We start from the raw sequence: 21172 nt of genomic DNA on the forward strand, positions 1-21172 counted from the left end.
CCGCGCCGCGCACAGCATCCGTTCCTGCAGATCTCACCCGTTTCAAAGGAGAAACCCATGCACCGCTCACCCCTCTCCCGACGCCTGGGCACCGCACTGGTGGCCGGCGCCGGCGTTCTCGCCCTTCTCGCCGGATGCGCCTCATCCGGTGGGACCGGCGGCTCCGACACCGATACCGGAGACGCCGGCGTCGAGGGCAAGACCATCGCGTTCCTCGGCTACGGCGACACCAACCCCTGGGGAGCGGCGTTCAACGCCGACTACGTCCCCGCACTCGAGGCCGAGGGCGTCGAGGTCATCGACTACGCCACGATGGATCCCGGCACCCAGGTGCAGAACTTCAACCAGGCCGTCGCCGAGCAACCCGACGCGATCGTCGTCGCCCTCGTCGACACCGCGGCCATGGTGGCGCCGATCAAGAAGGCGGTGGCCGCCGGCGTGCCGGTGATCGTGTTCGACGGGCGCCCCGATCCGGCTGTCGCGGAGGAGGAAGGGGTCCGCCAGGTGCTCTCCGACAACGCCGCTCTCGGGAGGTTCGCCGCGGAGAACATCATCGAGGGCCTCCAGGCCCAGGGCAAGGACAGCGGCAACATCATCGTCATCAAGGGCACCGCCTCGATGCTGGTCACGCAAGACCGGATGGAGGCGTTCACCGAGGCGCTCGAGGGCACCGGGTACACCGTGATCGCGGAGGAGGACGGCAACTGGGACCCGACGCTCTCGGGCACCATCGCCACCTCGCTGCTGTCGAAGTTCGGCGCCGACGGCGTGGATGCGGCCTTCGGCATGGCCGACTACATGGCGATCCCGATCGTGGAGGCCGCCAAGCAGCAGAGCATCCCGGTGGGGCCTGACGGTCTCATCGTCACCGGCAGCAACTGCTTCAAGGCCGGAATCGACTCCATCACCGCCGGCGAGCTGTACGGGACCGCCACCGAGGACCCCGAGACGATCGCCGCCGCGACAGTGGACTACACCCTGGCGTTCCTGCGCGGCGAAGAACCCGAGCGCGTCGTCACGGTCCCGTCCGACCGAGTGACCGCCGAGACCGTGGACACCTTCGCGGAGCAGTGCTCGTTCGCGTGAGTACGACAGACATCGCATCCGCTCCCTGGAGCAGCGCCACGGCGCTGCTCCAGGTGGCGGGTGTGACCAAGCGGTTCGGCGCGGCGACGGTCGTCGACGACGTGAGCTTCACGGTGGCCCCCGGGGAGGTGCGGGGGCTCTGCGGGCACAACGGCGCCGGCAAGAGCACCGTCCTGCGCATGATCTCCGGGCAGCTCGCCCCCGACGCCGGCGAGGTGCGGATCGAGGGCCGCGATGCGCGCATCCGGTCCCGATCCCAGGCGCAGCGCGCCGGCATCGCGCTCGTCGACCAGGAGCTGAGCGTCGTCCCGTCGCTGACCGTCGCCGAGAACCTCGCGCTGGGAAGCAGCGCGGCGGGGTTCTTCGTGCGACCGGGGGCACTCCGCGCCCGCAGCAGGGCGCTGCTGGACGGCGTCGGCCTGGAGCACGTCGACCCCGACACCCTCGTCTCCGAGCTCGGACTCGGCGAACGGCAGCTCATCGAGGTGGCACGCGCCGTCAGCGAGGGATCGCGGCTGCTGATCCTCGACGAACCGACGGCCACCCTCAACGACGCCGAGAGTGCGCACGTGTACGCAGCGGTGCGGCGGCTCGCGGCAGACGGATGCGGCATCCTGTTCGTCTCCCATCGGCTCGGCGAGGTCCTGCGTCTGTGCGACAGCGTGACGGTGCTGCGCGACGGCAAGGTCGTCGACACCACCCCCAGCGCAGAGCTCACCGTCCCCGCTCTGATCGAGCAGATGCTGGGCGGGCTGGACGACGTCCCCCCGCCCGCGCGGGCCGCCGACGACACGGTCGCCCACACGCTCTCCATCCACGGACTCACCGTCCCGGGCGTCGTGACCGACTTCACGCTCGACGCCCATCCCGGCCGCATCTACGCCCTCGCGGGCCAGGTGGGCTCGGGCACCTCCGACGTGCTGCGCGCGCTTGCGGGCCTGCACACCAGCGCGCGCGGCGAGGTCGTCGTGCGCGAGCGCCGTCTCCCGCTCGGCGACGCGGTCGCAGCGAGCCGCTGCGGCATCGCCTTCGTGTCGAACGACCGCAAGGAGGAGGGCCTGTTCCTCGCCCGCTCCGTCGGCGACAATCTGCTCGCCACGCGCCTGAGCGCCCTCTCCCGCGCAGGCCTGCGCCGACCGGCTCATGAGCGCACGACGTCGCGCAGCCTCCGCGAGCTCGCCGGCATCCCCGCAGCGCTCCGCGCCCGCACCGGCGCGCTCAGCGGCGGCAACCAGCAGAAGGTCTTCGTCGCGCGCAACTTCGACCGGCCGGGAACGTCGGTGCTGCTCGTGGACGAGCCGACCCGCGGCGTGGACGTGGGCGGGCGTCAGGCGATCCATCTCCTGCTCCGGGAGGCGGCGGACTCCGGGCTGGTCGTGATCTTCACGTCGACCGAGACCGAGGAGCTGCTGGAGCTCGGCGACGTCGTGATCACGATGCGGGGCGGCCGCATGGTGGCTCGCCACGACTCCCCTCCCCCGGTCGCGACGCTGCTGCGGGAGACCACGCACGAGGAGGACGCCTCATGACCACGCTCACTGACGCACCCCCGGTCGAGCCGCGTCGGCGGACGGGGACGCGCGCGGGGTGGATCGCGCTGTGGGTGGTCGTCGGAGCGATCGCGCTGTACCTCTGCGTCACGACCGACCGGTTCGCGACGTGGGAGAACGCGCGGGCGATCCTCATCGCCTCCACCGCGGTCGGCATCACGGCCATCGGTGCCACGTTCCTCACGCTCGTGGGCTCCATCGCCTCACTGGCCACGTCTCAGCAGGTGTCGCTCCTGGCCATGATCTTCATCGCGGCGCAGGCGTGGGGGCTTCCGGTCGCCCTCCTCGTGACGGTCGCCGCCGGCGCGCTCTTCGGGGCGCTGCAGGGGTACGCGGTGGGTGCCTGGTCGGCCAATTCGATCGTCCTGACCATCGCGGTGGGCTTCGGGCTGGTCGGGGTGTCGACATGGGTCACCGGCGGGCGGATGGTCGCGCCGTCGGACACCGGGTTCGCGCTGCTCAACGCCACGCCGCTCGGCATCCCCATCGCGGTCTACGTGCTGTGCGCCCTCGCCGTCGTGGCCGAGCTGACGCTGCGATGGACGACCCCCGGCCGTCAGGTGCTTCTCGTCGGCGAGAACGTGCGAGCGGCACGGGCGGCGGGGCTTCCCGTGACGCGCATCACCGTGTTCGCGTGGACGATGTTCGGCGTGGCATCCGGGGTCGGCGCGGCGTTCCTGGCCGCGTTCAACCGGCAGGCGAACATCACCCTCGCCGGCAACCTCACGTTCGATGTGATCGCCGCGATCCTCGTCGGAGGCACGCTCATCAGCGGCGGGCGCGGCTCGGCTCTTCGCACCCTCGGCGGCGCGGTCGTCATCGCCGCGATCACCAACCTGCTTCTCCTGCGCGGATTCTCCACCGGCGCGCAGATGGTCCTGAAGGGTGCCCTCGTGCTCGTGATCGTCGTCGTCGTGCACCTGCGGACGAGAGGGGGCACCCGATGAGCACCGCACAGGTCGCCCCGTCCGCCGACGCGCGCACACCCGCACCTGCACGCGCGGTGCGCCGCTGGCGACGGCCCGATCGTCTGGTGCCCGCCGTCGCCCTGACGGTCGTGGCCATGTGCTTCGTCGTTCTGCCGCTGCTGGCGGGGCGCGACTTCCGCGTCTTCGACCTGTACAACGGGTTCCAGGGCTTCGCGCAGTTCGGGTTCGTCGCGCTCGCCCTCGGCCTGACGATGATGGCCGGGGAATTCGACCTGTCCGTCGGCGGCATGGCCGCGGTGGGCGGCGTGATCGCGGTGTCGCTGGGAGCGGAGGATCCGCTGTTCGGCGTGCTGGCAGCCGTGGGCACGGGCTTGGCCGTGGGGCTCGTGCAGGGCGGCGTCATCGCCGCGACCGGGATCTCGTCCCTCCCGGTGACCCTCGGGACGCTGATCGTTCTGCTGGGCCTGGCGAATCTGCTCTCCGGAGGGCTGAGCCTCAGCTATCCGAACACCGACGCGACGCTGTGGGTCGACGAGGCACTGCTCGGGGTGTTCTCGCCGCGGAGTCTGCTTCTCCTGGCCCTGTTCGCCCTCGCCGCGCTCGTCTTCGGCGGCACCCGGCTCGGCCGCGACCTCCGCGCCGTCGGCGGCGACCGCCGGGCCGCACGCGTGTCGGGCGTACGGGTGCGGGCGGTTCTCACGGCGGTGTTCGGAGCATCCGGAGCGCTGGCTGCCACGGGAGGAGCGCTGCTGGCCTACAGCTACTCGTCGGCCAACCCCGACCCCGGCCAGCAGCTGCTCATCGTCGGGGTCGTCGCCGCGCTCCTGGGCGGCGTCTCGCTCGCCGGCGGGAGAGGCCGCCCGCTCGGGCTCCTCTGCGGCGCGATCGCCGTGGCGTTCCTCACGCAGCTGACGACGATGCTCGCCCTCCCCGCCTTCGTCACGCAGCTGGCGTTCGCCGCATTCCTCGTCCTCATCGTCGTGCTCGACGCTCCCGGCCTGGCAGCCCAGGTCGAGCGGCTCGTGGCGCGGCGGCGCTGACACCCGCCCGGCTAGAGGCGGGGGTACAGCGACAGCGGATGCTCGATGGCCGAGGTGATGCGACGGAGGAACCCGGCCGCGTACCCGCCGTCGCAGATGCGGTGGTCGAAGACCAGCGACAGCTGCACGATGCGCCGCGCCACGATTCCGCCGTCGACGACCCACGGCCGCTCGATCATGCGGCCGACCCCGAGGATCGCCACCTCGGGATGGTTGATGATCGCCGCGGATCCGTCGACGCCGAGCGAGCCGTAGTTGTTGAGCGTGAACGTCGAGCCCGCGAGCCGCTCCGGCGGCAGCTGCCCGGCGCGGGCGGCGACCGCCACCTCACGGAGTGCGCCGTCCAGCCGGTCGATCGAGAGCCGGTCGGCGCGCGGCACGACGGGAACGAGGAGTCCCCGCTCGGTGTCGGCCGCCACGCCGAGGTTGACGCCGTCGTAGCGGATGATCTCCTGTCCGTCGTCGCTCAGGCGCGACGCGAGGAGCGGATACTCCTCGAGCGCGAGAAGCACGAAGCGCGCCAGGAGGGCCGTGAGCGACGGTGCGCGCTCGCCCTCGCGTGCCATCTCCGCCCGCAGGTCCCACAGCCGCGTCGCATCGACGTCGACCCAGACCGTCGCCTCGGGGATCTCGCTGCGGCTGCGTGACATCTTCGTGCTCACCGCGCGACGGAGCATCGACATCCTCTCCCGTCCGATCTCGGCCAGGTCGGCGGGAACCGAGGCGCCGGAGACAGTGGCGGCTGCGGATGCCGCGGGGGGAGCGGCGTCGCCGTCCGCCACGGCCGCCGCACGCAGGATGTCGCCGCGCGTGACGGCGCCGTCCGACCCCGACGGGGTCAGCGACGTGACGTCGACTCCGAGGTCGCGGGCGAGGCGGCGCAGCAGCGGCGAGCGCACCGGCACGTTCGGACGCGTTCCCGTCGTCACGGGGCCCGCGGCAGGCGCGGGGGCCACCGGATGCGTGCTGCCGGATGCGGCCGCACGGCGCGCGCGTCGCCGTGCGGCGCCGTGGCCTCCGGATGTGCCGTAGCCGATCAGGACGTTGCCCGAGCCGGCGCGCTCCTCCTCACGGTAGGCCTCGATCTCGGCGGCCTCGGCGGGCAGTCCCTTCGCGCCCGAGGAAGTGGCCTCACCGGGGGACGCCTCGACGGGAGCCGCCGCGGCGGCGGCTGCCGCGCCCTCCGCGCCGACCTCGATCACCGGCGCACCCACCAGCAGGGTCTCCCCGACCGTGCCGTGGAGGGCGAGGACGACGCCGGCGAAGGGCGACGGCAGCTCCACGCTGCTCTTGGCCGTCTCCACCTCGGCGATCGGCTGGTCGATCGCGATCGTGTCGCCGACTTCGACGAGCCACTGGACCAGCTCGGCCTCGGTCAGCCCCTCACCCAGGTCGGGGAGGCGGAAGATCTGAGCGGTGACGGTGTTGGCGGATGCGGCGGTCATCAGTCGTCCTCCCACTGCAGCGTGTCGATGGCGTCGAGCACGCGGTCGACGTCGGGCAGGTAGTACTTCTCCAGCTTCGGCGGCGCATAGGGCACATCGAACCCGGTCACCCGGCGCACGGGCGCGTGCAGGTACGAGAAGCAGTGCTCCGAGATACGCGCGGCCAGCTCCGAGGCCACCGACACGTAGCCCGGCGCTTCGGAGAGCACGATCGCCCGGCCGGTGGAGCGCACCGCGGCGAAGATGGTCTCGTCGTCGCAGGACGTCAGCGTGCGCACATCGACCACCTGGACGCTGCGACCCTCGCTCTCGGCGACACGGGCGGTGTCCAGCGCGATGCCGACCGACGTGCCATAGGTGACGATCGTGAGGTCGGTTCCGGGGCGGACGACGGCCGCCTTGCCGACCTGCTCGGCGCGGTCGAGGTCGACGGCGCCCTTCGACCAGTAGAGCTTCTTCGGCTCGAGGAAGACGACCGGGTCGGGTGACCGGATGGCGGCGCGCAGCAGGCTGTACGCATCCTGCGGGTTGGAGGGCGTGACGACCGTCAGCCCCGCGGTGTGGGCGTAGTACGCCTCCGACGAGTCGCAGTGGTGCTCGACTCCCCCGATGCCGCCGCCGTAGGGGATGCGGATCACCATCGGAAGGCGCACCCGTCCCCGCGTGCGGTTGGCGAGTTTGGCGACGTGGCTGACGATCTGTTCGAACGCGGGATAGGCGAACGCGTCGAACTGCATCTCCACTACCGGCCGCATGCCGTTCATCGCCATACCGATCGCGGTGCCGACAATGCCGGACTCGGCCAACGGGGTGTCGAAGCAGCGGTCCTCGCCGAAGGTGGCGGCGAGCCCGTCGGTGATGCGGAAGACGCCGCCGAGGGCGCCGACGTCTTCGCCGAAGACGAGCACGGACGAGTCGGCGGCCATCTCGTCGGCGAGCGCACGGTTGAGCGCCGCCGCCATCGTCATGGTCGTCTGGGTCGGGGCCGCGGCATCCGGGGCCATCTCCATCAGCGTCATGTCAGTTCCCTTCTCGGGCGATCTCGTCGCGCACGAGGTCGCGCTGCGCGCGCAGCTGCGCCGACGGCTCGGCGTAGACGTAGGCGAACAGGTCGTCGGGGTCGAGCTCGCTCTCGGCGTTCATCGCGTCCCGGAGCGCTGCCGCGGTGTCTTCGGCGGCGAGCGCGAAACGCGCCTCGTCGTCGTCGGTGAGCACGCCCTGCGCGGTGAGGTAGGTACGCAGACGCGTCAGCGGATCGCGGGCGACCCAGGCCTGCACCTCGTCGCGCTCGCGGTAGCGCGTGTCGTCGTCGGCGTTGGTGTGGGCCTGCATCCGGTAGGTGTGCGCCTCGACGAGAGTCGGCCCGCCGCCCGATCGCGCCCGCACAACCGCCTCGCCGAGCACGGCGAGCACGGCGGCGAGGTCGTTGCCGTCGACGCGGCGCCCCGGGATGCCGTACCCGATGCCCTTCGCGGCGAGCGAGGGCGCAGCGCTCTGGCGGGAGAGCGGCACGGAGATGGCGAACTCGTTGTTCTGCACGAAGAACACCACGGGGAGATGGAACACCGCAGCGAAGTTGACGGCCTCGTGGAAGTCACCCTCGCTCGTCGCGCCGTCGCCGCACATCGCGAGGACCACGGTCTCCTCGCCGCGGAGCTTCGCGGCGTGCGCGACCCCGGCCGCGTGAAGGAGCTGCGTCGCCAACGGCGTCGCCTGGGGGGCCACGTGATGCTCGTAGGGGTCGTAGCCCGAGTGCCAGTCCCCCTTGAGGAGCACGAGGGCGTCGGCGGGGGCGACGCCGCGCGTGATGACGGTCACCGAGTCGCGGTAGGTCGGGAAGAGCCAGTCGCCCTCGTCGAGCACGAGAGCCGCGGCCACCTGGCACGCCTCCTGCCCGTGGGAGGAGGGGTAGACGGCGAGGCGACCCTGCCGCACGAGGGCGTTCGCCTGGTCGTTGATGCGGCGGCCGCGCACGAGCTCGCCGTAGGCGCTCACCAGCCGATCGGTCGCGGGCACCTCGTACGACTCCTCCGGTGTGCGTTCGCCTGCCGGGTCGATCAGCTGCACCGGATGCTCCGGCGGCAGCAGCTCTTCGTGGGTCATCGTCGTCCTCCACCGTCGTCCCGTGTCGTCTACTCAGAGTGCGGGATTCTGCACCTCGGAGCACTGCTGGGGAAGCATCCGGAGACGCATATCGCGAAACGTGCGCTCTTACTGACAAACTGTCCAGCATCGACCCCTTCCCCCTTCGAGGAGCCGCCATGGCACTGGACACCATCGATCGCGCCATCTTGCAGGCGCTTCGCCGCGACGCGCGGACGTCGATCCACGTCATCGCGCAGGAGGTTAACATCTCCCGTGCGAACGCCTACGCCCGGGTCAAGCGGATGACCGACGACGGGGTGATCCTGGGGTACGGACTGCGCACCGATGCGATCCTGGAGGGCTACCACGCATCCGCCTACGTCGCCCTGAACGTCGATCAGCAGCAGTGGCAGGGCATTCGTCAGAGCCTCATCGCGCTGCCGGAGGTCGAGCACGTCGCCCTCGTCGGCGGCGAGTTCGACGTGCTCGTCCTCGTGCGCGCTCGCGACAACCGCGATCTGCGCCGGATCGTGCTCGAGACGGTCCAGTCGTTGCCCGGTGTGCGGTCCAGCCGCACTTTCCTCGTGTTCGAAGACCTCGACGCGACCGCGCTGTAGCCGGCGCCGTCGGGGGGTGGGGCAGCGACGTTACGGCTCGTTCCGTTCCGCGGGCGCCTTCGAGGGGAGGCCCGTAGCCTCCTCCCATGGGGACCGACGACGCCGCGGAGCTCGCGCGACTGCAGCACGAGGCTGTCGAGTTCACCCGCGCCCTCATCCGCATCGACAGCGTCAACACCGGGGTCGCCGAATCGATCGGCGACGGCGAGACCCGGGCGGCGCGGTACGTGCAGGAGCGGCTGGCCGAGGCGGGGATCGCCGCCGAGCTCGTCGAGCCGGTCGCCGGGCGGGGCTCGCTCATCGCGCGGATCGCCGGGAGCGACCCCGACGCCGGCGCCCTTCTCGTGCACGCGCATCTCGACGTCGTCCCCGTCGCCGGCCAGGAGTGGACGCACCCGCCGTTCGGCGCGGAGGTGCACGACGGGTGGCTGTACGGCCGCGGGGCAGTCGACATGAAGAACTTCGCCGGTACCGTCCTCGCCGTCGCACGCTGGTTCGCGCGCACCGGGACACGTCCCCGACGCGACCTCGTCCTCGCCTTCCTCGCCGACGAGGAAGCAGGCGGCGCGCACGGCGCCGGGTGGCTGGTCGATCACCGCCCCGATCTGCTCTCCGGAGCGACGGAGGCACTGAGCGAGGTCGGCGGATTCTCCATCCCGGGTGCCGCCGGTCGCCGAGCGTACCTCGCCGCGACGAGCGAGAAGGGGGTCGCCTCGGTCACCCTGACGGCGCGCGGGCGGGCGGGCCACGGGTCGCGCCCGACCGACGACAACGCCGTCGTGCGCCTGGCGCGAGCCGTCGCGGCGGTCGGAGCGCACCGGTTCCCCGTCGTGCGCACGCGCGCCCTCGAGGCGTTCCTGGACAGCTACGGGCCAGCGAGAGGCGTCCCGCTGACGGCCGAGACCCTCGACGCCGATACGGGGGACCTGGGGTTCATCGCGGATTTGATCCGCCCGAGCCTGCGCAACACCGCCACCCCGACCGTCCTCGCCGCAGGCCAGAAGACGAACGTCATCCCTGCCGAGGCGCGCGCGCGGCTCGACGTGCGCGTGCTCCCGGGGCAGGATGACACGCTGCGCGCTGACGTGCGGGCACTGGTGGGCGAGGGCATCGACATCCGCTGGGGACGCTGGTGGCCGGCGACCGAGGCCGATCCGTACGCTCCCCTTCTCGATGTGCTCCGCGCCGCGATCAAGGCAGAGGATCCCGACGGCATCGTGGTGCCGTACCTCCTCCCCGCCAGCACCGACAACAAGCACTTCGCACGTTTGGGCATCGCCGGGTACGGGTTCGTGCCGCTTCGCGTCCCCGACGGGTTCGACGTCTTCGGTCAGTTCCACGCCGCGGATGAGCGCATCCCGGTGGAGAGCCTGGCGTTCTCCGCGCGCACGACGGCGCGAATCCTTCGCGACGCCTGAGACCGCCCGCGACGACGTGTTACGGCGCATGACCAGCGGATGCGCCAGATGACACCGGCGCCTGCGGCCCCCGGCGGCGGATCCTAACGTTGCCGATCATCCGCGGCTCTCGCGGTGCAACCGACAGGACTCGGCACATGACCTCGACGATCCAGGCGCCCCCGGCGACGGGCGAGCCCTCCGCCGCGGCATCCGGCGCACGCTCCCGCGTCGACCTCGCGGCGGTGCGGGTGGTCCACACCCGTCATTGGTTCCGCTGGACCCTCAGCGCCCTCCTTCTCTTCGTGATCGCGCAGTTCGCCTGGTCCCTCGTCACCAATGAGAACTACGAGTGGGGCGTCTTCGCGTCGTACTTCTTCGCGGAGCCGGTGCTGATCGGCATCGGCTACACGCTGGCACTCACCGCGATCTCGGCCGCCGTCGGGTTCGTCCTCGGCACGGTACTGGCCCTCGGCCGCCTGTCGCGCTCACCCCTGCTGAACTCGCTGTCGTGGAGCTACATCTGGTTCTTCCGCTCGGTGCCGCTCGTCGTGCAGATCATCGTCTGGTTCAACCTCGGCTACCTGTACCCGACCCTCGGCCTCGGCACCCCGTTCACCACCGACTTCTGGATCGTCGAGTTCCGCACGGTGCAGCTGATCAGCGCCTTCGCCGCCGCGATCCTCGGCCTCGGCCTCCACCAGGCGGCGTACTCGGCCGAGATCATCCGCGGCGGCCTCATCTCGGTCGACCCCGGCCAGCAGGAGGCGGCCGCCGCGCTCGGGATCCCCGCCCACAAGCGACTGTTCCGCATCATCCTTCCGCAGGCGATGCGCTCGATCGTGCCGAACGCGACGAACGAGGTGATCGGCCTCGTGAAGGGCGCATCCGTGGTGTTCGTCATCGCGATCCCGGAGCTCTTCTATGCGGTGCAGGTCATCTACAACCGCAACAGCCGGGTCATCCCACTGCTTCTGGTTGCCGTGGTCTGGTACACGATCATCACGACCATCCTGAGCGTCGCTCAGTACTACATCGAACGCCACTACGCGCGCGGATCGGTGCGGATGCTGCCTCCCACGCCGCTGCAGCGCGTGCGCCGGTGGGTCACGCTGCAGTGGGCGCGCCTGGGCGAGAACCCGGCGGCACCGCGATGAGCGCCCCGGCGTCGACCGGAACACACGGGCTCGTCGAGATCCACAACGTCCACAAGAGCTACGGCCAGCTCGAGGTGCTCGCCGGCATCGACCTCACTGTCCAGCCGGGCGAGGTCGTCGCGATCCTGGGACCGAGCGGCTCGGGGAAGTCGACGCTCCTGCGCACGATCAACCACCTCGAGTCGGTCGACCGCGGGTCGGTGCTCGTGGACGGACAGCTCATCGGGTACGAACTTCGCGGCGGCAGGCTCCACGAGCTCAGAGAGCGCGAGATCCTCCGCCGGCGCACCCAGGTGGGCATCGTCTTCCAGCATTTCCACCTGTTCCCCCACCTCACGGCTCTCGAGAACGTCATCGAGGCGCCCGTCGCGACGCGCCTGCTGAGCAAGGATGCGGCACGCGAGCAGGCTCGCGTCCTCCTCGAGCGCGTCGGCCTCGCCGACAAGGCCGATCACTTTCCGCGCCAGCTCTCCGGCGGACAGCAGCAGCGGGTCGCGATCGCTCGCGCCCTGGCTCTCAGCCCGCGCGTGCTGCTCTTCGACGAGCCCACCAGCGCCCTCGACCCGGAGCTCGTGGGCGAGGTGCTCGACGTGATCCGTGATCTCGCCGAAAGCGGAACGACGCTTCTCATCGTCACGCACGAGATCGGCTTCGCCCGCGAGGTCGCCGACCGGATCGTGTTCATCGACGCCGGACGAGTCGTCGAACAGGGACCGCCCGAGCGCGTCCTCGTCGACCCCGAGCACCCCCGCACACGCGAGTTCCTCGCCAAGGTCCTGTCCTGACTCACCGCCTTCACCCGAAGACCGACACCGAAAGAGAATCCGCCATGGCCATCAGCAGAAAACAGGGAATCGCGATCGGCGTCGCCGTCGTCGCGGTCGCCGCGATCGTGGGCGGCGTCTTCGCCGCCGTCAGTCTGACCGCAGGAAGCGCGGAGGCAGCGCCCGCAGGCGAGCCGTCCGCGTCGGGCAACACGGCCACCGAGGAGATCACCTGGTTCCACACCGAGCCCGTCGCCGAGGCCGTCGCCGCCCTCGAGGCCAGCGGCTTCGAACCGATCGAGCCGGGGAAGCTCACCGTCGCCGTCGGCGCGTTCACTCCGCCGCTGAGCTATCAGCCCGACGGCACGTCCGCGGCGACGGATGTCGCGGGAACCGAGCCCAATATCGGCGCACTGATCGCGGAGGGCCTCGGCCTGGAATACAACCCGCAGGTCGTCGCGTGGGCCGACTGGCCGCTGGGCATCCAATCGGGCAAGTACGACCTGATCACGGCGAACGTCACCGTGACGGAGGAGCGCAAGGACCTGTACGACTTCGCGAGCTACCGCATCGACCAGCTCGGCTTCTACGTCGCCGCGGACAGCGACATCGGGACCATCGAGGAAGCCGACGACATCTCCGGACTCAAGATCATCGTGGGGTCGGGCACCAACCAGGAGAAGGTGCTGCTGGCCTGGAACGAGGAGCTCGAGGCGGCCGGCGAGGAGCCTGCCGAACTGCTCTACTACGACGACAACGCCGCCGCCACGCTCGCGTTGGTGTCCGGCCGCGCCGACGCGAACTTCGGCCCGAACGCGTCCTTCGCGTGGCAGGCGCGGGAGACCGGGGAGATCGAGCTCGCGGGACTCGTGCCCGGCGGATGGCCCGAGACCGCGAACATCGCGGCGGGAACAGCCAAGGACAACGGCCTCATCGAGCCGGTGTCGATCGTGCTCGACTCGATCATCGAGGATGGATCGTACGACGATCTGCTCGAATTCTGGGGCGTCGAGTCCGAGGCCGTGTCCGAGTCGCTCGTGAACCCTCCGGGGCTTCCGCGACCCTGACTGATCCGGGTCCGGGTGGCGTCACGACGCCGCCCGGACCACCTCCTGTCCGACCACTGCAAGGACTCGCATGACCTCTCGTGTGCCGTTGGCCGTTCTCGACCTCTCCCCCTACGGCGAAGGGCAGCGTCCCGCCGACGGCTTGCGCGCGAGCATCGAGCTGGCCCAGCGCGCCGAAGCCCTCGGCTACGCGCGCTACTGGCTCGCCGAGCATCACCTCAATCCGGGCGTCTCGGGTGCCGCGCCCCACGTTCTGCTCGCCGCGATCGCCGCCGCCACCGACAGCATCCGGCTGGGAACGGCAGCGACGATCATCGGAAACTACTCGGCCCTGCAGGTCGCCGAGGCCGCGGGCGTCGTCGCGGCGCTGCATCCGGGACGCTTCGATCTCGGCATCGGACGCAGCGGTACGACCAGCGCCGGCCGCCCTCCCTTCCCGGATGCGGTCTCCGACGATCGCGTCGTCGACGGCCTCCTGCTTCCGAGCACGCCGCCGCTTTCCTTCGCCGCCGACCGCTTCGTCGCGCAGGCGCGGCTCCTGCGACGCGAGCCCGGCGACGCCGACCGCTTCGAGCAGGACGTGCTCGACATTCTCGACTTCATCTCCGGCACCTACGTCGCGCCCGAGGGCGTTCCCATCCACGCCACGCCGGCCGAGGGCACCGACATCGAGGTATGGCTCCACGGCAGCACCGCGGGCCCGAGCGCCGAGCTGGCCGGGCGCCTCGGTCTCGCATTCGGCGCGAACTATCACGTCGCTCCGACCTTCGTGATCGACGCGGTGCGTGCGTACCGCGACGCCTTCCAGCCCGGCGTGCGACTCGCGTTGCCCTACGTGACGGTCTCGGTGGACGTGCTGGTCGCCGAGACGGATGCGCAGGCCCGGCATCTGGCGGCCGGGTACGAGGAGTGGGTGCACAGCATCCGCGCCGGGGATGGCGCGATCCCCTACCCGTCGCCGTGCACGGCGCGAGCACTCGACGCGGCGAGCGCCGGACTCGTTCGGGACCGCGCGCTCACCCGGTTCGTGGGGAACCCGGAGCACGTCGCGGCGCGCCTGGAGACGCTGCAGCGAGCGACCGGTGCCGATGAGCTGCTCGTCACCACGATCGCCCACGATCCCGCGGTGCGGCAGCGCTCGTACGAGCTGCTCGCCGACGTGTGGGGTCTTGAATCGCGTGCCCGCATCGGCGAGCTGGTGGCGGACGCCGTCTGACCCGCGTACAGCCGCTCGGGAAAGGCGCGCGCGATCCCCGGACCTGACGCTGGCTCCCGGCGTGGACGCTTCGTCTCGCTCCGCTCGCTCAGCGACCGAGGCGGCGTCGATTCCGGTCGCTGAGCGACAGCGCACCGACGAGACGAAGCGCCCCCACGACGTGACTGTTCCTCCACAACCTGCCCGAGAAAATACCTGTCCACAGCTTCTTTCCGGCGACCTGGGCGGGGACGCTCGATGTCGGTGGCCCTGCCTATCGTGGAGGGTATGGACACGTTCCCGATCCCCGGTGGGATAGACCCCGAGCAGGCGGTGCGGATGCGCGCAGCGCTGGCGGGGGTGCTCTCCGAAGACGCCGTCATCGCGGCGGCGCAGGCGAAACGGGTCCGTCACCTCGCCGCACTGATGACCGAAGCGATGACACAGATGGAGGTGTCGGGGTCGGCGGTGCGGGAGATGCCGGTGCGGTCGATCGCCGCGGAGGTCGCGTTCGCCGCGCACATGCCCGACCGCACCGCGCAACGAGAACTCGACGACGCCTACACCCTTGTGACCCGGTTCCCGCGCACAGTAGAGGTATGGGAGGCGGGACGAATCTCCCGCGGGCACGCTGCCATCATCCTCAAGACCGGGCTCCCCCTGCCCGACGAAGTCCGCGCCGCGTGGGAAGAGACGGTGCTGGAGTTCGCGGTGAAAGAGACCCCCGGCCGCACCGACGCCTACGCCCGCGAACTCGCCGAAATCATCAACCCGGTATCCATGGCAGAACGGCACGCCGAAGCCGTCACGAAAAGGTCGATCAGCGTGGTGGACCTGGCCGACGGGATGGCGTTGCTCCAGGTCCTCCTCCCCGCCACGATCGCATACGCCATCCGGGACCGGATCCGTCAACAAGCGAAGATCGTCCGCGACACCGCCAACGCCCACCGCGCCCGCCGTCGCACGGAAAGTGCTGGCCCACGGGTTGACGGGACCGTGACCGAGCCCGCCGACGGCGCGGTTGTGGATGATGTCCGCACGACCGCGCAGATCAGCGCGGACCTCGTCGCGGACATGCTGCTGTGCGCGACCCCGACGATCGACCCCACCGGGAACGCGGCGCTGGACCGGATCACGGGGCACGTGCAGATCACCATCCCCGCCACCGCACTCACCGGGATGACGGAATCGGGGGCGATGCTCAACGGACGCACCCCCGTCGACCCCGACACCGCCCGCCGCCTCGCTGGTGGCACGCCCGGATGGGATCGGGTGTTCACCCACCCGATCACCGGGATCGTCATCGCCGTCGACCGGTACACCCCGGCGGCGTCGCAGGCCCGGTTCCTCCGCGCCCGCGACAGGCGGTGCCGCGGATACGGGTGCCGGCAACCCGCCCACCGGTGTCAGATCGACCACAACCACGAACACCACGACGGCGGCGAGACAACCAACACCAACCTGGCGCACTTCTGCACCCGCCACCACACCCTCAAAACCGAAACCCCCTGGACCGCCACCCAACACCCCAACGGCACCCTCCAATTCCGAAGCCCGTTAGGCCACACCTACACCGACCAACCCCCACCCCACGTCACCTTCATCCCCGACAACCAACCACCACCCTTCTGACAACTCCGCGCATACGCACCGCATGACCGAGGCGCGCAGGGCGCTTCGTCTCGCCTACGGCTCGCTCAGCGACCGAGGCGAGGCACCACGCCCCACCGCGCGGAGACGCTTGCCTCGCCCTCCGGGCTCGCTCAGCGACCGGACGGGGGTGACGCCTCGACTCGCCTGCGGCTCGCTCAGCGACCGGATGGGGGCACCACGCCACGCCGGAGGGGCGGGTCAGGGGGTCGTTACGAGGTCGGCCAGGATACGGCCGATCACGGGAGCGAACTTGAAGCCGTGCCCCGAGAAGCCCGCACCGATCGTCACCGGGCCGAACCGCTCGAGGAAGAAGCTGGAGTCAGGGGTACTCGTGTAGGTGCAGGTGATCTCGCTGGCGTCCTGGCTCACCACTCCGGGTAGCCACTCGTGCGCATAGCGTCGGATGGCGGCAGTCAGCGCCGGGTCGGGCTGATACGTCCGGCGGTCCGGATGCACTTCCGGGCCCACCCCGTGCCATCCGGCCTTCACACCCTCCCCCGGCGTCCCCATGCCGTAGACCCCGCTGAGGAACCACGCCGTTGCCGGGTCATCGGCCGCCGGCGAATGATTGAAGCCGGGCCAGAGCGCGTCGTCGTCCTCGGGGACGAAGTGCGCCGGCTGCTCCTGGGTCACCCGCAGCGGAGGAAGCGGGATGCGGACACCGAGCGCCGCGAGCACGTCGACTGTCCACGCCCCCGCGGTGACGACGATCCGATCGGCGGTCAGAGTCTCATCGGCGTCGGCGGAGCGCACCTGGACACGCACGCCGTCGTCCGACACCCGACCCGTGCTGACGGCCGAGGAGTAGCGGATGCGCGCACCGGCATCCCACGCGACGTCGGTGAACGCGGCCACCGCCCGGTCGGCATGAAGGCGTCCAGCATCCGGGGTGTAGAGCACAGGACCCGCGAACCGGAACCCGGGCCAGCGCACGCCGGCCTCGGCCGCGCCGAGCAGCTCCGTTGCGAACCCGCCGGCAGAGACCGCGGCCGCTACCGCGGCATAGTCGCGGCCGGGGCCGTGATTGACGATGCCCGTGCGGGTGAGAAGGGGTTCACCCGACACCGCCTCGATTTCACCCCAGAGCCGATCCGCCTCGCGAAGCCACGAGAGATGCCGCGGGTCTTCGTATCCGACGTTGAAGTTCCTCGATGCGCCGTGTGATGCGCCGCGGCGATGTCCTCGCTCGAAACGCTCGAGCAGCACCACCTCGACGCCCCGCGCCGCGAGCTGCCACGCGGTGGCGGCCCCCATCACGCCGCCACCGACGACGATAACCTCCGCGTCGCGCGTCGCCCCGGCGCTCACTCCGCCCCGCGGCGGAGGAGCGGCGCCTGCCCCGTCTCGATCCCGGATGCGACCGTCATGCGGCTGCCCTCACGCGCTCGCGGCGAGCACGCCGCGAGCGGGAGCGGCGATCCCGAGGTTGTCGCGCAGCGTCCGTCCGGTGTACTCGGTGCGCAGGGAGCCGCGCTCTTGGAGCAGCGGCACCACCTGGTCGACGAACTCGTCGATCCCGTGCGGCGTGTGATAGCCGCCCAGCACGACGCCGTCGGCACCGTCGTTCTGAACGAACTCGTCCAGTGCGGCCGCGACCTGCTCGGCCGTGCCGATGTAATCGGCACGCGCCGAGACCTCCGCCGCCAGGCCTCGGATGCTGAGGCCCTTCTCCTGCGCGAGCGCCCGCCAACGCCGCACCGTCTCGATGCGGTCCTGGTAGAGGAACGCGCGTCCCTGGATGAACGGCGGCGCCTCCGGATCGGGGTCGACGTCGGGGAGCGGTCCGTCGGGGTCGTAGGCGGAGAGGTCGCGGTTCCACACCTGCTCGAACTGCACCTGCACGGCGCGGTCGCTGAGCTGTTGCGCCAGCAGGTGCCGGGACTTCTCCTCGGCGTCGGCGAGCGAGTCGCCGAGCACGAAGCCGATGGCAGGGATGATCTTCAGGTCGTCAGGGTTACGGCCATGCGACCGCGCCCGACCCTTGATGTCGGCGTAGAACTCCCGCGCCTCGGCGAGGCGATGATACGGAGAGAAGATCATGTCGGAGTTCGCCGCCGCGAAGTCCCGGCCCTGAGGGGAGACGCCTGCCTGCACGATCACCGGCTGCCCCTGCGGACTGCGCGGCACCGTGAACCGGCCGTCGATGTCGAACTGGTCGCCGCGGACGGCGAACTCCCCGGCATTGGCGTCGGCGAGGAAGCGGCCGGTGACCTTGTCGGCGATGATCGCGTTCTCCGGCCAGGAGTCCCACAGCCGCCGCACGGCCGCGACGAACTCCTCCGCGCGGACGTATCGATCGTCCCGCGACAGGAAGCCTCCCCGGCGGAAGTTCTGCCCCGTGAACGCGTCCCAACTGGTGACGACGTTCCAGCCGGCGCGGCCGCCTGACAGGTGATCGAGCGTCGCGATCTGACGCGCCAGCTCGTACGGCTCGTTGAAGGTGGCGTTGAGCGTTCCGACCAGGCCGATGTGATCGGTGACCGCCGCCAGCGCCGCCAGCACGGGAAGGGTGTCGGGGCGCCCGGCGATGTCGTGATCGAACACGCGGCCGTCCCGCTCGCGAAGGGCGAGGCCCTCGGCAAGGAAGAAGTAGTCGAATCGACCGCGCTCGGCCGTCTGCGCGACATGGCGGAAGGAGTCGAAGTCGATCTGGCTGCCGGCCTGCGGATGCTCCCACAGGGTGTGCTCGTTGACGCCGCCGACGTACGCGGCGAGGATGATCTGCTTTCGTGGAGTGCTCATCTCGTTCTCTCTGTCGGTCACACGGCCAGGGCGGGCGCGTAGCGATTCGGGACCGTCGAGGGAAGGCCCAGCGCGGCTCTCAGCGACGGCGCACCATCCGGTGCGAGGAGCTCCCGATCACGCAACAGCGGAACGAGCTCGTCGGCGATGCGGGGAAGATCGTCGGTGACGACGCCCGGCCGGAGCCGCACCCCGGCGTAGCCGAGCGCAGCCAGGGCCCCGATCTCATCGGCCAGCGACTCGGCGGATCCCGTGTAGATGCGCGCATCCGACGACAGCGGGCGGCCTAGTGCGTCCAGCCGTGCCAGCCGATCGGCGGCCTGCTCGTCGGCGTCGAGGAACACCACGAGGTCGGCGAAGACCTGGAGGGGCTCACCGGAACGTTCGACGTGCCGCTCCGCCTCGCGGACGGCCGCCAGGATGCCCTGCGCCTCGCCCGACTGCACGGGGGTGACGAAGACGAGATCCGCCGACTGCGCGGCGAAGCGGTAGGGCACGGTGGCGTGCGCGAGGGCGGCCACCACCGGCGCGCCCTGCGGGGGTCGGGGCGTGATCGACGGACCCCGCACGCTGAACCACTCCCCCTCGAAGTCGATCGTGTGCAGCTTGTCGGCGTCGAGGAACCGATCGGTCGCGACGTCGCGGATCTCCGCGTCGTCCTCCCAGCTGTCCCAGAGTCGCCGCACGACCTCCACGACGTCCGACGCCTCCGCGAACAGCGCCCCCGTCACCTCCGCCACGCGCGGATCGTCGAAAGTGTCCACGAGCGGCAGCTCCCGCCGCCCGGTGAGCCGTGCTTCGTCGGCGCGCCACGAGATCCTCGGCTGCCATCCCGCTCGCCCTGCGCTGACGTGGTCCAGCGTCGCGACGGCCTTCGAGATGTGGAACGGCTCGGTGTGCGTGGTCGTCACGGTCGGAAGAAGTCCGATCCGCGACGTCGCCGGCGCCACGCGCGACGCCACGAGGAGAGCGTCCAGGCGCCCGCGGATCTCGTCGACGCGGTCGTCCGCGCCGACGAAGGAGCTCGACTGCAGCGAGAACGAGTCGTCGAAGGAGGCGAAGTGCACGCCGGCGTCCTCCGCACGCTGGACGAGCCCCACCCAGTACGCCGGCGTGAAGAGCTCGAGCGGGCGGGCCGAGGGTTCGCGCCACGCGGCGGGGTGCCATCCGGCGCCGTCCAATGCGACGCCCAGACGAAGTCCTTCGGATGCCATCTCTGCTCCTGTTCCACGACGGTCCGGCTGCCGTGCGGCCTGCCGACCGCCCCAGCCTGGTGGCGTGCGACCTTCGGCGGGAGGGCGGACGTCACGGAGCTTCTCCGCCCGTCACGCGCCGTCATACTCGGCGATCACTCCCCGCGCACGGGGATACCGTCGCGGGTATGAGTTCCGGCGCGTTCCTCACCCCCGCCGACGAGGCCGTCCTCGACAACCCGGCCTGGTACTCCCTCACGGGCCCCCACGCATCCTTCGCGATCGGGAACGATCTGGCTCGGGCATACCCCGAAGACGTCTCGCCGTTCATCGCGGTACGCACGTGGGACGACCCGGCGGTGTGGGGCGCGCTGGCCGAGCTGGTGCCGCCCGGCGGCGAGATCGGGGTGTCAGGCTACGACGGCGACTTTCCGGCGGGCTGGGAGCCGACCGGACGCGGCGAGGGCGTGCAGCTCGTCGAGACCCCGGCGCTCGAACCCCGACCAGACCCCGAGGCCGTCGAACTGAACGCGGCGGACGTACCCGAGATGCTGGCGATCGTGGAACGGAACCAGCCGGGGCCCTTCCGTCCGCGGACGCACGAGCTGGGCCGGTACATCGGCATCCGCCGCGACGGGGCGTTGGTCGCCATGGCCGGAGAGCGGCTGCATCCTGCGGGCTGGACGGAGATCAGCGCCGTGGCCGTGGACGAGAGCCACCGCCGGCAGGGATTGGGTTCCCGCCTCGTCCTCGACGTCGCGTACTCCATCCGGGCGCGCGGCGACCGCGCGCTCATGCACGCCGCCGCCACCAACGTCGGGGCGATCGCCGCCTACGAGCGGCTCGGTTTCGTCGTGCGCCGACGCACCACCTTCTCCGCCGCGCGCACACCCGCGCGCGCGGCGGTGCACGACGACGCGGCGGTCTGATCTCCGCGCGACCCAGCCGTCGGACGAGGGGGCGCTCGATCGCGCGGAGCATCCGCCCTTTCCGCCACGAGATGGTCGCGCGCGCCCGGTAGAGTGGCAGCCGCGAGGGGGAGTATCCCGAGAGCGCGCATCCGTCATCACGGACGGTTCTTCCGTCCCGGGTGCGCGTCGCGGCATCGCCGCGGGGAGAGACTTTCGTTCTTTCGTGCTCCCTCCTGAAAGGGTCCTTCCGTGGACTTGATTCTCCCGTTGTGGTTTGAGATCGGCGCTTTGGTGGTGTTGTCGCTGGTTTTGGTGGGGGATTTGTTGTTGATTTTGCGGCG

General features: G+C 70.8%; 18 protein-coding genes. 12 read left to right on the forward strand and 6 right to left on the reverse strand.

Annotated features, from left to right (window positions below; genetic code table 11):
* Positions 1–57 precede the first annotated feature (57 nt).
* The 4 genes from ACTU3I_RS14345 to ACTU3I_RS14360 are packed head-to-tail and all read left to right on the forward strand — an operon-like array spanning position 58 to position 4605.
* On the forward strand, positions 58–1086 hold the full coding sequence (locus ACTU3I_RS14345) for a sugar ABC transporter substrate-binding protein (RefSeq protein WP_442926368.1): 1029 nt from the start codon (positions 58–60) through the stop codon (positions 1084–1086).
* The gene (locus tag ACTU3I_RS14350) at positions 1083–2615 is read left to right on the forward strand and encodes a sugar ABC transporter ATP-binding protein (protein WP_442926369.1); all 1533 of its coding nucleotides are present in this window, start codon (positions 1083–1085) and stop codon (positions 2613–2615) included. Before ACTU3I_RS14345 ends, ACTU3I_RS14350 begins: the two co-directional genes overlap by 4 nt.
* Complete coding sequence (locus ACTU3I_RS14355; RefSeq protein ID WP_442926370.1) at positions 2612–3583, forward strand: ABC transporter permease; 972 nt, start codon at positions 2612–2614, stop codon at positions 3581–3583. The genes ACTU3I_RS14350 and ACTU3I_RS14355 overlap by 4 nt, the downstream gene beginning before the upstream one ends.
* Positions 3580–4605 carry an ABC transporter permease gene (locus ACTU3I_RS14360; protein WP_442926371.1) on the forward strand — a complete coding sequence of 342 codons (1026 nt, stop codon included), beginning with the start codon at positions 3580–3582 and terminating at the stop codon, positions 4603–4605. Before ACTU3I_RS14355 ends, ACTU3I_RS14360 begins: the two co-directional genes overlap by 4 nt.
* Before the next feature lie 11 nt (positions 4606–4616).
* On the opposite strand, the gene ACTU3I_RS14365 is transcribed toward ACTU3I_RS14360, so the two are convergent.
* Genes ACTU3I_RS14365 through pdhA form a run of 3 tightly spaced genes read right to left on the reverse strand, consistent with a single transcriptional unit; the run spans position 4617 to position 8153 of the window.
* Complete coding sequence (locus ACTU3I_RS14365; protein ID WP_442926372.1) at positions 4617–6050, reverse strand: dihydrolipoamide acetyltransferase family protein; 1434 nt, start codon at positions 6048–6050, stop codon at positions 4617–4619.
* Positions 6050–7069, reverse strand: a complete 1020-nt coding sequence (locus ACTU3I_RS14370) for an alpha-ketoacid dehydrogenase subunit beta (protein WP_442926373.1) — start codon at positions 7067–7069, stop codon at positions 6050–6052. Before ACTU3I_RS14370 ends, ACTU3I_RS14365 begins: the two co-directional genes overlap by 1 nt.
* A 1-nt stretch (position 7070) precedes the next feature.
* Entirely contained in the window at positions 7071–8153 is a 1083-nt protein-coding gene (pdhA, locus tag ACTU3I_RS14375; protein ID WP_442926374.1) for a pyruvate dehydrogenase (acetyl-transferring) E1 component subunit alpha, read from the reverse strand.
* A gap of 158 nt (positions 8154–8311) precedes the next feature.
* Between pdhA and ACTU3I_RS14380 the strand changes: the two genes are divergently transcribed.
* The 7 genes from ACTU3I_RS14380 (at position 8312) to ACTU3I_RS14410 (ending at position 15964) form a co-directional block, all read left to right on the forward strand.
* Positions 8312–8752 carry an Lrp/AsnC family transcriptional regulator gene (locus ACTU3I_RS14380; RefSeq protein WP_442926375.1) on the forward strand — a complete coding sequence of 147 codons (441 nt, stop codon included), beginning with the start codon at positions 8312–8314 and terminating at the stop codon, positions 8750–8752.
* An 86-nt stretch (positions 8753–8838) separates the two neighbouring features.
* Entirely contained in the window at positions 8839–10170 is a 1332-nt protein-coding gene (locus ACTU3I_RS14385) for a M20/M25/M40 family metallo-hydrolase (RefSeq protein ID WP_442926376.1), read from the forward strand.
* Positions 10171–10307: 137 nt separating this feature from the next.
* A complete protein-coding gene (locus ACTU3I_RS14390) occupies positions 10308–11306 on the forward strand; it encodes an amino acid ABC transporter permease (RefSeq protein ID WP_442926377.1) in 999 nt (332 codons plus the stop codon).
* Positions 11303–12091 carry an amino acid ABC transporter ATP-binding protein gene (locus ACTU3I_RS14395; RefSeq protein ID WP_442926378.1) on the forward strand — a complete coding sequence of 263 codons (789 nt, stop codon included), beginning with the start codon at positions 11303–11305 and terminating at the stop codon, positions 12089–12091. The genes ACTU3I_RS14390 and ACTU3I_RS14395 overlap by 4 nt, the downstream gene beginning before the upstream one ends.
* Positions 12092–12135: 44 nt before the next feature.
* Positions 12136–13137 carry an ABC transporter substrate-binding protein gene (locus ACTU3I_RS14400; RefSeq protein ID WP_442926379.1) on the forward strand — a complete coding sequence of 334 codons (1002 nt, stop codon included), beginning with the start codon at positions 12136–12138 and terminating at the stop codon, positions 13135–13137.
* Positions 13138–13207: 70 nt separating this feature from the next.
* The gene (locus ACTU3I_RS14405; protein WP_442926380.1) at positions 13208–14353 is read left to right on the forward strand and encodes an LLM class flavin-dependent oxidoreductase; all 1146 of its coding nucleotides are present in this window, start codon (positions 13208–13210) and stop codon (positions 14351–14353) included.
* Positions 14354–14620: 267 nt separating this feature from the next.
* Complete coding sequence (locus tag ACTU3I_RS14410; protein ID WP_442926381.1) at positions 14621–15964, forward strand: DUF222 domain-containing protein; 1344 nt, start codon at positions 14621–14623, stop codon at positions 15962–15964.
* A gap of 219 nt (positions 15965–16183) precedes the next feature.
* Here ACTU3I_RS14410 and ACTU3I_RS14415 read toward each other — a convergent pair whose 3' ends face one another.
* The 3 genes from ACTU3I_RS14415 to ACTU3I_RS14425 form a co-directional block, all read right to left on the reverse strand.
* On the reverse strand, positions 16184–17293 hold the full coding sequence (locus tag ACTU3I_RS14415) for an FAD-dependent oxidoreductase (RefSeq protein WP_442926382.1): 1110 nt from the start codon (positions 17291–17293) through the stop codon (positions 16184–16186).
* A 69-nt stretch (positions 17294–17362) separates the two neighbouring features.
* Positions 17363–18727, reverse strand: a complete 1365-nt coding sequence (locus ACTU3I_RS14420) for an NtaA/DmoA family FMN-dependent monooxygenase (protein ID WP_442926383.1) — start codon at positions 18725–18727, stop codon at positions 17363–17365.
* 17 nt (positions 18728–18744) lie between these two features.
* Positions 18745–19941: an LLM class flavin-dependent oxidoreductase gene (locus tag ACTU3I_RS14425; RefSeq protein ID WP_442926384.1), complete on the reverse strand. Its 1197-nt coding sequence runs from the start codon at positions 19939–19941 to the stop codon at positions 18745–18747.
* A gap of 167 nt (positions 19942–20108) precedes the next feature.
* On the opposite strand from ACTU3I_RS14425, the gene ACTU3I_RS14430 reads away from it, so the two are divergent.
* Positions 20109–20849 (forward strand): GNAT family N-acetyltransferase, encoded by a 741-nt coding sequence (locus ACTU3I_RS14430; RefSeq protein ID WP_442926385.1) that lies wholly within the window; start codon positions 20109–20111, stop codon positions 20847–20849.
* Positions 20850–21172 lie beyond the last annotated feature (323 nt).

It is taken from the genome of Microbacterium sp. RD1 (genome assembly GCF_052220165.1).
GTDB lineage: Bacteria > Actinomycetota > Actinomycetes > Actinomycetales > Microbacteriaceae > Microbacterium.

Coding starts and splice junctions, on each gene's coding strand:
- ACTU3I_RS14345 (WP_442926368.1), top strand. CDS start 58: ATGCACCGCTCACCCCTCTCCCGACGCCTGGGCACCGCACTGGTGGCC.
- ACTU3I_RS14355 (WP_442926370.1), top strand. CDS start 2,612: ATGACCACGCTCACTGACGCACCCCCGGTCGAGCCGCGTCGGCGGACG.
- ACTU3I_RS14360 (WP_442926371.1), top strand. CDS start 3,580: ATGAGCACCGCACAGGTCGCCCCGTCCGCCGACGCGCGCACACCCGCA.
- ACTU3I_RS14365 (WP_442926372.1), bottom strand. CDS start 6,050: ATGACCGCCGCATCCGCCAACACCGTCACCGCTCAGATCTTCCGCCTC.
- ACTU3I_RS14370 (WP_442926373.1), bottom strand. CDS start 7,069: ATGACGCTGATGGAGATGGCCCCGGATGCCGCGGCCCCGACCCAGACG.
- pdhA (WP_442926374.1), bottom strand. CDS start 8,153: ATGACCCACGAAGAGCTGCTGCCGCCGGAGCATCCGGTGCAGCTGATC.
- ACTU3I_RS14380 (WP_442926375.1), top strand. CDS start 8,312: ATGGCACTGGACACCATCGATCGCGCCATCTTGCAGGCGCTTCGCCGC.
- ACTU3I_RS14385 (WP_442926376.1), top strand. CDS start 8,839: ATGGGGACCGACGACGCCGCGGAGCTCGCGCGACTGCAGCACGAGGCT.
- ACTU3I_RS14390 (WP_442926377.1), top strand. CDS start 10,308: ATGACCTCGACGATCCAGGCGCCCCCGGCGACGGGCGAGCCCTCCGCC.
- ACTU3I_RS14395 (WP_442926378.1), top strand. CDS start 11,303: ATGAGCGCCCCGGCGTCGACCGGAACACACGGGCTCGTCGAGATCCAC.
- ACTU3I_RS14400 (WP_442926379.1), top strand. CDS start 12,136: ATGGCCATCAGCAGAAAACAGGGAATCGCGATCGGCGTCGCCGTCGTC.
- ACTU3I_RS14405 (WP_442926380.1), top strand. CDS start 13,208: ATGACCTCTCGTGTGCCGTTGGCCGTTCTCGACCTCTCCCCCTACGGC.
- ACTU3I_RS14410 (WP_442926381.1), top strand. CDS start 14,621: ATGGACACGTTCCCGATCCCCGGTGGGATAGACCCCGAGCAGGCGGTG.
- ACTU3I_RS14420 (WP_442926383.1), bottom strand. CDS start 18,727: ATGAGCACTCCACGAAAGCAGATCATCCTCGCCGCGTACGTCGGCGGC.
- ACTU3I_RS14425 (WP_442926384.1), bottom strand. CDS start 19,941: ATGGCATCCGAAGGACTTCGTCTGGGCGTCGCATTGGACGGCGCCGGA.
- ACTU3I_RS14430 (WP_442926385.1), top strand. CDS start 20,109: ATGAGTTCCGGCGCGTTCCTCACCCCCGCCGACGAGGCCGTCCTCGAC.